Below are 11,920 nucleotides of genomic sequence, written 5' to 3' on the forward strand. Positions count from 1 at the left end.
TTCCAGCCGGGTTTTTTCTGTGAGCAACTGTAAAAATGAGACCCCACATCCAGTCTTTTTTTTCGCCGTAATGAGGATAGGCCATAGCGATTTTTAAGGGGACGCTATGGATATTTTTATCTCGAAAAAGATGCGTAATTTCATTCTGCTGGCGCAAACCAATAACATTGCCAGAGCGGCAGAAAAAATACATATGACCGCATCGCCTTTCGGTAAAAGCATTGCCGCACTGGAGGATCAAATCGGCTATACGCTGTTTACCCGCAAAGATAACAACATCAGTCTGAATAAAGCCGGACAGGAACTGTATCAGAAGCTGTTTCCCGTTTATCAGCGCCTTTCTGCCATTGATAACGAAATCCATAACGCCTCTCGCCGCTCGCGGGAAATCGTCATCGGTATCGACAATACCTACCCAACGATTATTTTTGACCAGTTGATTAGCCTTGGTGACAAGTATGACGGCGTGACGGCTCAGGCCGTTGAATTCAGCGAGAATGGGGTGATTGATAACCTGTTCGATCGCAAACTGGATTTTATTATCTCGCCGCAGCACGTTTCCCCCCGCGTCCAGGAACTGGAGAATCTGGCGATTAGCGAGCTGCCCCCGCTGCGTCTGGGGTTTCTCGTTTCCCGTCGCTACGAAGAAAAACAGCCGCAGGATCTGCTGCGCGAGCTGCCCTGGCTGCAAATGCGCTTCCAGAATCGCGCCAACTTTGAGGCGATGCTGGATGCATACATGCGGCCCTGTGGGATCAACCCGACGATTATCTACCGTCCGTACAGCTTTATGGCCAAGATCAGCGCGGTAGAGCGCGGGCAGTTTTTGACGGTGATTCCTCACTTCGCCTGGCGGCTGGTGAACCCGTCGACGCTAAAGTATTTCGATGCGCCCGGCAGCCCCATGTATATGCAGGAGTTTCTCTATTCGCTGAAAAACCATCGTTATACCGCCACGATGCTTCAGCATATTGCTGAAGATCGTGACGGTAGCGCAAGTTAACCGAGCATCGATCCTGTTTCGAGAAGATTACGATGCAGATCGAACGCATGGCTGAGATCGTGATGGATATGTCCGCCGGGTGCTTTCTCCAGATAGCGGTGCAGATAATCCCGGTAAAGAGGGTGCGCACAGTTATCGATAATCGTGTGCGCCCGCTGCATCGGAGATAGCCCACGCAGATCGGCAATCCCTTGTTCGGTCACGATCACTTTAACGCTATGTTCGCTGTGGTCGACATGGCTGCACATTGGTACGATGGTGGAGATTTTCCCGCCTTTGGCAATCGACGGCGCCATAAAGATAGACAGGTAGGCATTGCGCTCGAAATCCCCGCTGCCGCCGATGCCATTCATCAGGTTCACCCCCGCAACGTGCGTGGAATTGGCATGGCCGTAGATATCAAACTCCAGACCGACGTTGAGCGCAATAACCCCCAGCCGACGGATGATCTCCGGGTTATTGGAGATCTCCTGCGGGCGCAGCACAATCCGGCTGGCGAAGAAGTCCATGTTGTCGTAAATCTTCTGTAGCGACGGGGCTGAAATGGTCAGGCTGGAGGCGCTGGCACCTGTTATCTTGCCCGTTTCCAGCAGATGCACCACCGACTCCTGCAACACTTCCGAATACATCATAAAGGGCGGGATATCCGGGTTCTCGCCCAGTCGCGCCATTACCGCGTTGTTGATATTGCCCACGCCGCTTTGTAAGGGTAGAAACTCAGCTGGAATACGTTTGTGAGCCATTTCTGCCAGCAAGAAAGTGACGACGTTATCGGCAATTTGCTGGCTGACCGGATTGGTTTTATCCGCCGCATTTCCGGCATCGGGCAGCTCGGTATCCACCACCGCAACCACCTTTTTGGGATCTATCTGCACGCACTGGCTGCCCACGCGATCCATGGTATGAAAAATGGGTACGCTGTTACGCCGCGGCGGCGCACCGGGTATCACGATGTCGGCAAACTCCGCCACGCGCGGATTATGGTAATGATTCAATTCAATGATCACTTGTTTCGCCCGCAGCAGCCAGGTCGGCGCATTACCAATACCGCTGGAAAGCCAAATCCGGCCATCTGGCGCAATGGCGGAGGCTTCAATGACGGCAACATCGATCTCGCCAAAAAAGCCGTAATTAACCATTTGCGCCACTTCACTCAAATGGAGATCGACAAACCTCACCTGGCCCTGATTAATTTTCTCGCGCAGGCCCGATGACGTTTGATAAGGCGCCCGCCAGGAAACGGCATCCGCCGCGGATAGAACATCATCAGCGGCGGCGCCAATTGATGCTCCGGTCAGCAGGCGGATCTGAAAAGGCTGCCCGTTCTGATGCCGTTCGCAGGCGCGTTGGGCAATTGCGCTGGGTAACGCTTTGGGTGAACCCGCAGGGGTAAAGCCGCTAAACGCCACCATATCATCGTGCTGGATAATTTCTGCCGCCTGTTCGGCGCTCATCCGTTTCATGGCCGTCTCCTTCCTCGGACGTGATTAATGGCCAACAAAATTTGGTTTACGTTTTTCCATAAACGCGTTCATCCCTTCCTGATAATCCTCGCTGTCGTACACCGCGCGGCGCATGCCCTGAATACGCTCGAACTCATCGGAATTCATGGTGTGCGCTTCACCCAGCACGCGCAGTTCTTCTTTGATGACGGCGATGGCCAGCGGCGCTTTTTCCGAGATGTGGTGCGCCATTTGCAGAGTGAAATCTTCCAGTTCCTCAACGGGCACGACATGGTTAAGGATCCCGACCGCCATGGCGCGTTGAGCGGTGATGGGCGAAGCGGTAAAAATCAGCTCTTTCACGATGTGAAAACCAGCGTCGCGGGTCAGGTTGTGGATGCCCACCAGGTTATACGGCACACCGAGGTTGACCGGGGTCATCGAGAAAGTGGAGGTACTGGCTGCAATGATAAGATCGGAACTCATGATCATCTCAAACGCGCCGCCCCAGACGCTGCCTTCGACCATGGAGATCACCGGCTTCGGGTATTTTTGGATCATACGGGTTATCTGACGCAGCGGATCGTCATAAGAGAGCGGATCGCGACGTCCGGTCGGGAGTTCATGAATATCATGCCCGGCAGAAAACACTTTGGCCCCGCTTGGAGCGCGCAGAATGATGCAGCGAATGTCTGCACGATTGAGATCGCTCAGCGCCTGCATCAGATCGTCAATAAACACTTTACTCAGGGCATTGAGCTTGCGGGCGTAATTGAACTCAATAACCGCGACTTTCTGGATGATGACCACGTTGACGTATTGATAAGACATAATGTTCTCTTTATTGAAAGTAATGATGCTGAATAAATTCGCTGATGTGCCGCAGACCGGTGCGCGGCGAAAGATCATTGTTTTTGACGGCCTGAAGCGTCTGCTGGAAATAGCGGTCGAAATCAGTGCGGGCAAACAACAGATGCAGGGCTTCTTCTTCAGCCTGTTGGTGTAACCAGTCCACCGCCTGCTGCTGGCGAACTTTTTCCAGTCGACCGCTGGCGGTCAGGCACGTTTTAAAGTCGGTTATCGCCTGCCAAACCTCCTCGATACCGCGTTTTTCCAGGGCGCTACAGGTCAGAACCCGCGGCTGCCACTCGTCATATTTGCGGCGCAGAATATGCAGGGCGGACTCGTACATATGGCGGGCAATGGCAACGCTGGTATGGTTATCACCGTCGTCCTTATTGATGACGACCAGATCCGCCATTTCCATCAGGCCTTTTTTGATGCCCTGTAAATCGTCGCCACCGCCAGCGATTTGCAGTGAGATAAAGCAATCCACCATGCCTGCGACTTCGGTTTCTGACTGCCCAACGCCGACGGTTTCTACAATCACCACGTCAAAGCCAGCCGCTTCGCACAGCAGCATTAATTCGCGGGCACGCTGGCTGGCACCGCCTAAATGACCGCTGGAAGGGACCGGTCGAATAAACGCAGATTCGGCGCGGGCCAGCTCCGTCATGCGGGTTTTATCGCCAAGAATGCTGCCGCCGCTGACCGGGCTGCTGGGATCGACGGCGATCACCGCCACCCGTAATCCGTGGTGGATGAGCAACATGCCGAATGCTTCCAGGAAAGTGCTTTTGCCCGCGCCCGGCGTACCGGTGATCCCCAAACGCAGGGCGTTACCGGTGAACGGCATTATCGCGTCCAGCAATTGCGTACTCAGTGGCTGGTGGCGCGGGTGGTTGCTTTCGACCAGCGTCATCGCCTGGGCGAGCGTAGCCCGTTCACCGAGTCGCAAACGGCGGACGGTATCTTCAAGCGTGGCGGCGTTAATCATGATGCTGACTGATACGGGTTAACACATCGCGGACGCTGTCGAGCATTGGCGTGCCGGGACCATAAATGGCTGCCACGCCATGTTCGTGCAGGAAGGCGTAATCCTGTGGCGGAATAACGCCTCCTGCTACCACGCAGATATCTTCACGCCCCCATTTTTTGAGTGCGGTAACCAGTTCCGGGATCAGCGTTTTATGGCCCGCCGCCAGTGACGATGCGCCTATTACATGCACATCGTTTTCTACCGCCAGACGGGCGATCTCTTCCGGAGTGGAGAACATCGGGCTGAGATCGACATCGAAACCGAGATCGGAATAGGCGCTGGCGATCACCTTCGCGCCGCGATCGTGGCCGTCCTGACCCATCTTGGCGATCAGAATACGCGGGCGGCGTCCATTTTCCGCGAGGAACTGTTCGGTTTGCGCAACAATGGCATCGAACTCGTCGGCGGATTTGTCTGACTGGTGATAGCTTTGCGCAATCACCCCGGTGACGCACTGGCTGGGAACCAGATACCGGTCAAAGGCGACCTCCAGCGCGTCGGAGATTTCACCGAGCGTGGCGCGAACGCGAGCGGCGCTGACGGCGGCGGCCAGCAGGTTTTCATTATGCTGCGCGGCGTGGGTCAGCGCGGATAGCGCGGTCTTGACGGCATCGTTGTCGCGGGTGGTGCGGATATGCTGCAGCGAGGCAATCTGCTCGTTGCGCACCTTCACGTTGTCGATCTCCAGTACCGACGTCTCGTCTTCTTTATCCAGTTTGTACTTATTGACGCCGACGATAACGCGCTTACCCTGGTCGATCAGCGATTGTTCACGCGCGGAAGCTTCTTCGATCATCCGTTTAGGGAGTCCGGCTTCGATTGCTTTCGCCATGCCGCCTGCCTCATCAATCTGTTTGATGATCGTGCGTGCCTGCTTCACAATTTGATCGGTGAGTGACTCGACGTAATACGATCCGGCCAGCGGATCAACGGTGCGGCAGATCTCTGATTCTTCCTGAATGATGATCTGCGTATTACGCGCAATACGGGCGGAGAAATCGGTGGGCAGACCGAGCGCTTCATCAAAAGCATTGGTATGCAGCGACTGGGTGCCGCCAAGCGTAGCGCCGAGTGCTTCAATAGTGGTTCGTACCACGTTGTTGTACGGGTCCTGCTCGGTCAGGCTCCAGCCGGACGTCTGGCAGTGGGTACGCAGAGCGAGAGATTTCGGGTTGGTCGCGCCAAAGCTGCTGACCGCTTCACTCCACAAATAGCGCGCCGCGCGCAGCATGGCGACGTTCATAAACAGATCCATGCCGATACCGAAGAAGAACGACAGGCGCGGGGCGAAGTCATCAATTTTCAGTCCGGCGGAGAGTGCAGCTTTGATGTATTCAATACCGTCTGCCAGCGTAAACGCTACCTGCTGCACGCAGTTCGCTCCGGCTTCCCCCATGTGATAGCCGCTGATGCTGATGGTGTTAAAGCGCGGCATGTTGCCAGAGCACCAGGCGATGATGTCGGCGATAATGCGCATGGACGGTTTTGGGGGATAAATGTAGGTGTTGCGGCACAGGTACTCTTTCAGAATATCGTTCTGAATGGTCCCGGTGAGTTGTTCCGGCGCTACGCCTTGTTCTTCTGCAGCGACGATATAAAACGCCAGCACAGGTAGAACCGCGCCGTTCATGGTCATCGATACTGACATCTTATCCAGCGGGATCTGGTCGAACAGTATCTTCATATCTTCGACGGTATCGATCGCCACGCCTGCTTTACCGACGTCACCCGCCACGCGTGGGTTGTCAGAGTCATAGCCACGATGGGTGGCAAGGTCAAAGGCGACGGAAAGTCCTTTTTGTCCGGCGGCGAGGTTGCGGCGGTAAAAGGCGTTGGACTCTTTGGCGGTTGAGAAACCGGCGTACTGACGAATGGTCCATGGCTGCGCGGTATACATGGTGGCGCGCGGGCCGCGCACATACGGCGGCAGGCCGGGGAGAGTACCGGTTACTTCCAGATTATCGAGGTCTTCTTCGGTGTACAGCGGCTTGATGGCAATCCCTTCCGCCGTCTGTCTTTCCAGCGACTCGACGGTTTTTTCTCGGCGACTGAGTTCTTTATTGGCGAGTGTTTGCCACTCCTGCACGTTTGCCATTTTTTGCTCCGTATTACGCAATAAGTTGAATCTTTGCGAATACGGTGAGCTTTTTCATTTGGCTTGTCGCCAGCAAAAAATAGCCAACAGGACGTCGTTTTTTGCCGCGTGGCATGTTTGATTTTGTGATTTATTTCAAAGACGTGGCGGGAATAGCATGAAAAGAGGGTAAAAGGCTTGTCGGCCGGATAGGGCGTTACGCCACCATCCGGCACTCAGAGGTTATGAGCGGTTTAATCCTGACGCAGTACGTTGTGACCATAGGCCAGCAGCGCATCGGTGACGTTGCGCATCATGCGGCTTTCCGGTGCAAAACGGTGCCAGTACAGCATCCGGCGCTGGAACAGGCCCGGTGTTAAGTCGATAAGCTCGCCGCTTTCCAGTTCTTTCTCAATCTGCAAGTGGGGGATCATGCAGCAAGTGGTTCCCTGACGCGCCAATTGAACAAAGGCTTCAGACGAGTTAACGATATGGCACGGCACGCTGCCCGGCGGCAGGTCGAAGTTTTGTTGCAGGAACGCCTGGTGCATATCATCAAGATGGTCAAACGCTACCGCTGGGGCTTTCAGCAGGGCCGAGCGGGTGACGCCGTTAGGGAAATAGCGCTCGGCGAAAGGTTTAGAGCCAACAAACAGGTAGTCCAGCGCGCCGAGTTTATCCACCAGACAGCTTGGCAGCGCCTGATGCTGAATACTCACCGCACCGACCACCTCACCACGACGCAGACGCTCCTGAGTGCGCGTTTCATCCTCAACCTGCAGGTTCAGCCGAATCGGCGAATTTGCCAGTACCGGAGCCAGCGCAGGAAGTAACCAGGTCGCCAGACTGTCGGCGTTCACCGCCAGTGAGAGCAGCAGTGGCGTCGAGCCGGTTTGTTCATCACCCAGCCACTCGTCTTCCAGCAGTTCAACCTGACGCAAAAGCGCCAGTAGTTTCTGCCCCTGTTCGGTTGGGCGTGGTGGTACGGTACGCACCAGCAGCGGTTGTCCGAACATATTCTCAAGCTGTTTTATGCGCTGTGAAACCGCGGATTGCGTGATGCACAGCTTCTGCGCCGCGCGCTCAAATCCTCGTTCACGAATAACCGCATCCAGTGCTTGTAGTGTTCTGTAGTCCGGACGTTTCATTGCTTTGACGCACTCCTGAAAATTTTGCTTGTTCTGCACTATGACACAAATTTAGGTTGGGTAAAGACGAAATCCGCCGCTTGCGAGCGGGTGTGGGGACATTTTTCTGCACAATGTTCTATAATGCGCGTGAATTTTCCCACCATATTCACACCACAGGCGAAACGATCATGACGCAGGATGAACTGAAAAAAGCAGTAGGATGGGCGGCACTTCAGTATGTACAGCCCGGTACCATTGTGGGCGTAGGTACAGGTTCAACAGCCGCACACTTTATTGATGCGCTGGGCACAATGAAAGGTCAGATTGAAGGTGCGGTATCCAGTTCGGACGCTTCAACCGAAAAACTCAAAAGCCTCGGTATCCACGTGTTCGATCTTAACGAAGTGGACAGCCTCGGCGTATACGTTGACGGCGCGGATGAAATCAACGGCCACATGCAGATGATCAAGGGCGGCGGCGCAGCGTTGACCCGTGAAAAAATTATTGCTTCCGTGGCGAAGAAATTTATCTGCATTGCCGACGCGTCCAAAGAAGTCGATATTCTCGGTAACTTCCCACTGCCGGTTGAAGTGATCCCAATGGCGCGCAGCGCTGTGGCTCGCCAGTTGGTGAAGCTGGGCGGTCGTCCTGAATACCGTCAGGGCGTAGTGACGGACAATGGTAACGTGATCCTTGATGTACACGGTCTGGAGATCCTCGATGCCATCGCGATGGAAAACGCCATCAATGCGATTCCGGGCGTGGTAACCGTCGGTCTGTTTGCCAACCGTGGTGCGGATGTCGCGCTGATCGGTACACCAGACGGCGTGAAAACTATCGTAAAATGATCTGACGGGAGTGTCTTCTCCCGTTAAAAAAATTCTGGCAGGGCAAATTTGGTGACTTGTGTCACGTTTATAATATTGTCCTGCCGATCTCTCCAAAGAAAAAGTTATCGCCAGTATTTTCCTCTGACATTTCTCTCTGAATGACATTTCTTCAGCACGGCGACGCAAACGTTCATATTGCCGCAATATTATTTTTTGATATGTTGAAGAGACGGATGAAAATCCCACACACAACACATCAGTTTGAACAAAAAAAGACAGGGTCGGGGAAATGGCAAAGGTATCACTGGAGAAAGATAAGATTAAATTTCTGCTGGTTGAAGGCGTGCATCAAAAAGCGCTCGAAAGCCTTCGTGCAGCAGGTTATACCAACATCGAGTTTCATAAAGGCGCTCTGGACACTGAACAACTGAAAGAGTCCATCCGTGATGCCCACTTCATTGGCCTGCGATCCCGTACCCATCTGACTGAAGATGTGATTGACGCCGCAGAGAAACTGGTCGCGATTGGCTGCTTCTGTATCGGCACCAACCAGGTTGATCTCAGCGCTGCGGCAAAGCGCGGTATCCCCGTGTTTAACGCACCATTCTCTAACACACGTTCCGTTGCGGAACTGGTGATTGGCGAACTGCTGCTCCTGCTACGCGGCGTACCCGAAGCAAACGCCAAAGCACACCGCGGCGTGTGGAATAAACTGGCTACCGGCTCGTTTGAAGCGCGTGGCAAAAAACTGGGGATCATCGGCTACGGCCACATTGGTACTCAGCTAGGCATTCTGGCGGAATCGCTGGGGATGCACGTCTATTTCTATGATATTGAAAATAAACTCCCGCTCGGCAACGCCACGCAGGTGCAGCATCTTTCCGACCTGCTCAATATGAGCGACGTGGTCAGTTTGCACGTACCGGAAAATGCCTCCACCAAAAATCTGATGGGCGCGCGTGAGATTGCGTTGATGAAACCAGGCGCGCTGCTGATTAACGCCGCACGCGGCACAGTTGTTGATATTCCTGCGCTGTGCGACGCGTTAGCGACCAAGCACCTGGCAGGGGCAGCAATCGACGTATTCCCAACCGAGCCGGCAACCAACAGCGATCCTTTCACTTCGCCGCTGTGTGATTTCGACAACGTGATCCTGACGCCGCACATTGGTGGTTCAACGCTGGAAGCACAGGAAAACATCGGTCTGGAAGTGGCTGGGAAACTGACCAAGTATTCCGACAACGGCTCTACGCTGTCTGCAGTTAACTTCCCGGAAGTTTCGCTGCCGCTGCACGGCGGTCGTCGTCTGATGCACATTCACGAAAACCGTCCGGGCGTACTGACTGCGCTGAACCAGATTTTTGCCGAGCAGGGCGTCAACATTGCCGCGCAGTATCTGCAGACTTCCGCACAGGTAGGTTACGTGGTTATTGATATTGAAGCGGATGAAGATGTGGCAGAGAAAGCGCTGCTGGCGATGAAAGCCCTTCCGGGAACCATTCGCGCTCGTCTGCTGTACTGATTTCCTCTACATGGGCAGGCGGTTGACCTGCCCATCCTTCCTCTGATTTTCCGGCCTCAAAATCTCTTCCTGTCACGCATACATTCTGTTTTCGAGCCTTGCCGCAATTGGCAAAAAAGCTACCACTCCCAGATTTTGGACGGCGTCACCACCGCAGGCAGCGGGATATCCCATTCTTCGACAGGTAGCTTTTCCACTCGCTGACAATCGTGCGCGTAGCCTACGGGCTGGATCTTATGCTGCTGCCAGTTTTGAAGCGTTCGATCGTAAAATCCACCGCCCATACCCAGGCGTTGCCCGACCTCATCAAATGCCACTAACGGCGTAATCAGTACATCCAGCTGTGAGAGCGGCAATACGTCACGTACATCAAGCCGTGGTTCCTGGATCTTTAAGCGATTGGTTACCAGGTCGCTGTGCGGATGATAGTGCAGGAACAGCAGGTTGCCAGGGCTGAAGGGGTGAAGAACTGGAAGATAGACGCGCTTGCCTGCTCGCCACAGCTGATCTATTAGCGGCTGGGTATCGAGTTCGCCATCGAACGAGAGGAATACCGCCACGGTATGAGCGAGTACAACAGGGGGATAACTGAGCATTCGGGTCGCGGCTTGCTGACCGTATTGTCGTTGCTGTTCGGAAGTAAGCGCGCGACGACGCTGCCGAATCAGTTGACGGATTTCTTGCCGAGATAAAGGGAGTTCAGAAAGTAATGTCATGGCTGTTGCCAGGTAGAAGGGAATCTCCGAGATGCCGCCGCAGGCTGTAACCCTTGAACCCTTGGTTCAAGGTGAATGCGTCGTCACAGTTTTAAGGCTTCTCGGACGGGCCGAGCATGCTCACCAACCGTGGAGCGCCACATTCTTGTGGTATGAAATATCGGCTCAGGGGACTGGCCCGCTTGCAAACATCTCAGAGAAATTTTGTCTTCACGGTCACTCTACCACAGTAAACCGAAAAGTGTTATTCAAAGTTTTGGCCCGTTTTTTCGGTTATGCGACCCTGATCAAGCAACGCCTGTTCGATGGTCTGTTGTAGCATCCGAATACGTTGTTCCATGCTCGCCGCGTACTCACGCGTCTTCGCTTTTTCCTGAGTTAATTCATAGCTGATGTTCAACGCGGCGATGAAAACCAACTGCTCAGTATTTGTGACTCTAGTGCGAACTTTCAGATCTTGCAATCGCTGATTGAGATCGTCCGCAGCCTGATTCAACGCATCCCTTTGTTCAGGCGGGCAATTCACTCGCAGTGAACGGCCAAATATTTGGATATCGACGGGTTGTGCAGACATGCCACCTTCCTGCTGATTGACTGCGCTGCCTTCGTCTCCAGACCGTGGGTCCGCGAAGGGGCGACACTATAGCTACCCTGGTATCAAGATACAAGCCCTTTTCTGGTCCACCAGGGTCCAAAGTGGTAGCATATCATGAATATTCCTCCCTTTGATGACGAATGCTTATGTCTATACAGAACGAAATGCCTGGTTACAACGAAGTTAGCCAGTTTTTGAACCAACAAGGGGCTGGATTAACCCCGGCCGAAATGCACGGCTTGATAAGCGGAATGATTTGCGGCGGAAACAACGACAGCTCATGGCAGCCGCTGCTGCACGACCTGACGAACGAAGGTCTGGCCTTTGGTCACGAGCTGGCTCAGGCGCTGCTGAAAATGCACTCAGCCACCAGTGATGCCCTCGAAGACGACGGCTTCCTTTTTCAGCTTTATCTGCCTGAAGGGGATGACGTCAGCGTTTTCGATCGCGCCGATGCGCTGGCGGGGTGGGTAAACCACTTTTTACTGGGCCTTGGCGTCACGCAGCCGAAGCTCGACAAAGTGACCGGCGAAACCGGGGAAGCGATTGACGACCTGCGCAATATCGCTCAATTAGGATATGACGAAGACGAAGATCAGGAAGAGCTGGAAATGTCGCTCGAAGAGATCATCGAATACGTGCGCGTAGCCGCCTTGCTGTGCCATGACACGTTTACGCGTCAGCAGCCGACCGCGCCGGAAGTCCGTAAACCGACTCTGCACTAAGAAC

11 protein-coding genes and 1 other RNA gene are annotated in these 11,920 nt (G+C 54.1%); 4 read left to right on the plus strand and 8 right to left on the minus strand.

The features are described from left to right. Positions 1 to 106 precede the first annotated feature (106 nt). The gene (srsR, locus tag SK35_RS04215) at positions 107 to 1,003 is read left to right on the plus strand and encodes a LysR family transcriptional regulator SrsR (RefSeq protein WP_003026999.1); all 897 of its coding nucleotides are present in this window, start codon (positions 107 to 109) and stop codon (positions 1,001 to 1,003) included. Here srsR and SK35_RS04220 read toward each other — a convergent pair. The 5 genes from SK35_RS04220 to argP all read right to left on the minus strand — a co-directional run bounded on the left by SK35_RS04220 (position 1,000) and on the right by argP (position 7,546). After that, positions 1,000 to 2,466 carry an acetyl-CoA hydrolase/transferase family protein gene (locus tag SK35_RS04220; protein ID WP_048215579.1) on the minus strand — a complete coding sequence of 489 codons (1,467 nt, stop codon included), beginning with the start codon at positions 2,464 to 2,466 and terminating at the stop codon, positions 1,000 to 1,002. The two genes, srsR and SK35_RS04220, sit on opposite strands and share 4 nt — an antisense overlap. Before the next feature lie 24 nt (positions 2,467 to 2,490). Further along, on the minus strand, positions 2,491 to 3,276 hold the full coding sequence (gene scpB / locus SK35_RS04225) for a methylmalonyl-CoA decarboxylase (RefSeq protein ID WP_008785757.1): 786 nt from the start codon (positions 3,274 to 3,276) through the stop codon (positions 2,491 to 2,493). Positions 3,277 to 3,286: 10 nt separating this feature from the next. Next, a complete protein-coding gene (gene meaB / locus SK35_RS04230) occupies positions 3,287 to 4,282 on the minus strand; it encodes a methylmalonyl Co-A mutase-associated GTPase MeaB (RefSeq protein WP_048215580.1) in 996 nt (331 codons plus the stop codon). After that, positions 4,275 to 6,419: a methylmalonyl-CoA mutase gene (gene scpA, locus SK35_RS04235; RefSeq protein WP_048215581.1), complete on the minus strand. Its 2,145-nt coding sequence runs from the start codon at positions 6,417 to 6,419 to the stop codon at positions 4,275 to 4,277. Before scpA ends, meaB begins: the two co-directional genes overlap by 8 nt. Positions 6,420 to 6,652: 233 nt before the next feature. Further along, on the minus strand, positions 6,653 to 7,546 hold the full coding sequence (gene argP / locus SK35_RS04240; protein ID WP_003825477.1) for a DNA-binding transcriptional regulator ArgP: 894 nt from the start codon (positions 7,544 to 7,546) through the stop codon (positions 6,653 to 6,655). Between the two features lie 170 nt (positions 7,547 to 7,716). On the opposite strand from argP, the gene rpiA reads away from it, so the two are divergent. After that, complete coding sequence (rpiA, locus tag SK35_RS04245; RefSeq protein ID WP_003825479.1) at positions 7,717 to 8,376, plus strand: ribose-5-phosphate isomerase RpiA; 660 nt, start codon at positions 7,717 to 7,719, stop codon at positions 8,374 to 8,376. Positions 8,377 to 8,647: 271 nt separating this feature from the next. Beyond that, a complete protein-coding gene (gene serA / locus SK35_RS04250) occupies positions 8,648 to 9,880 on the plus strand; it encodes a phosphoglycerate dehydrogenase (RefSeq protein ID WP_003825480.1) in 1,233 nt (410 codons plus the stop codon). Between the two features lie 119 nt (positions 9,881 to 9,999). On the opposite strand, the gene SK35_RS04255 is transcribed toward serA, so the two are convergent. From SK35_RS04255 to zapA, 3 genes are all read right to left on the minus strand, one after another. Further along, positions 10,000 to 10,596, minus strand: coding sequence for a 5-formyltetrahydrofolate cyclo-ligase (locus SK35_RS04255; protein ID WP_003825482.1), 597 nt, complete (start codon positions 10,594 to 10,596; stop codon positions 10,000 to 10,002). Between the two features lie 19 nt (positions 10,597 to 10,615). Then, positions 10,616 to 10,799, minus strand: a non-coding RNA gene (gene ssrS, locus SK35_RS04260) — 6S RNA. Positions 10,800 to 10,840: 41 nt separating this feature from the next. Beyond that, positions 10,841 to 11,170: a cell division protein ZapA gene (gene zapA, locus SK35_RS04265; protein ID WP_003026980.1), complete on the minus strand. Its 330-nt coding sequence runs from the start codon at positions 11,168 to 11,170 to the stop codon at positions 10,841 to 10,843. Positions 11,171 to 11,337: 167 nt separating this feature from the next. Here zapA and SK35_RS04270 point away from each other — a divergent pair, with 167 nt between their 5' ends. Then, positions 11,338 to 11,916 carry a YecA/YgfB family protein gene (locus tag SK35_RS04270; protein ID WP_003026978.1) on the plus strand — a complete coding sequence of 193 codons (579 nt, stop codon included), beginning with the start codon at positions 11,338 to 11,340 and terminating at the stop codon, positions 11,914 to 11,916. Positions 11,917 to 11,920 lie beyond the last annotated feature (4 nt).

This window comes from Citrobacter sp. MGH105 (assembly GCF_001037485.2).
GTDB lineage: Bacteria > Pseudomonadota > Gammaproteobacteria > Enterobacterales > Enterobacteriaceae > Citrobacter > Citrobacter portucalensis.

Excerpts from the sequence above, each read along its gene's own strand:
- zapA (WP_003026980.1), bottom strand. The coding sequence starts at position 11,170 with ATGTCTGCACAACCCGTCGATATCCAAATATTTGGCCGTTCACTGCGA.
- argP (WP_003825477.1), bottom strand. The coding sequence starts at position 7,546 with ATGAAACGTCCGGACTACAGAACACTACAAGCACTGGATGCGGTTATT.
- SK35_RS04255 (WP_003825482.1), bottom strand. The coding sequence starts at position 10,596 with ATGACATTACTTTCTGAACTCCCTTTATCTCGGCAAGAAATCCGTCAA.
- SK35_RS04220 (WP_048215579.1), bottom strand. The coding sequence starts at position 2,466 with ATGAAACGGATGAGCGCCGAACAGGCGGCAGAAATTATCCAGCACGAT.
- SK35_RS04270 (WP_003026978.1), top strand. The coding sequence starts at position 11,338 with ATGTCTATACAGAACGAAATGCCTGGTTACAACGAAGTTAGCCAGTTT.
- srsR (WP_003026999.1), top strand. The coding sequence starts at position 107 with ATGGATATTTTTATCTCGAAAAAGATGCGTAATTTCATTCTGCTGGCG.
- serA (WP_003825480.1), top strand. The coding sequence starts at position 8,648 with ATGGCAAAGGTATCACTGGAGAAAGATAAGATTAAATTTCTGCTGGTT.
- scpA (WP_048215581.1), bottom strand. The coding sequence starts at position 6,419 with ATGGCAAACGTGCAGGAGTGGCAAACACTCGCCAATAAAGAACTCAGT.
- scpB (WP_008785757.1), bottom strand. The coding sequence starts at position 3,276 with ATGTCTTATCAATACGTCAACGTGGTCATCATCCAGAAAGTCGCGGTT.
- meaB (WP_048215580.1), bottom strand. The coding sequence starts at position 4,282 with ATGATTAACGCCGCCACGCTTGAAGATACCGTCCGCCGTTTGCGACTC.
- rpiA (WP_003825479.1), top strand. The coding sequence starts at position 7,717 with ATGACGCAGGATGAACTGAAAAAAGCAGTAGGATGGGCGGCACTTCAG.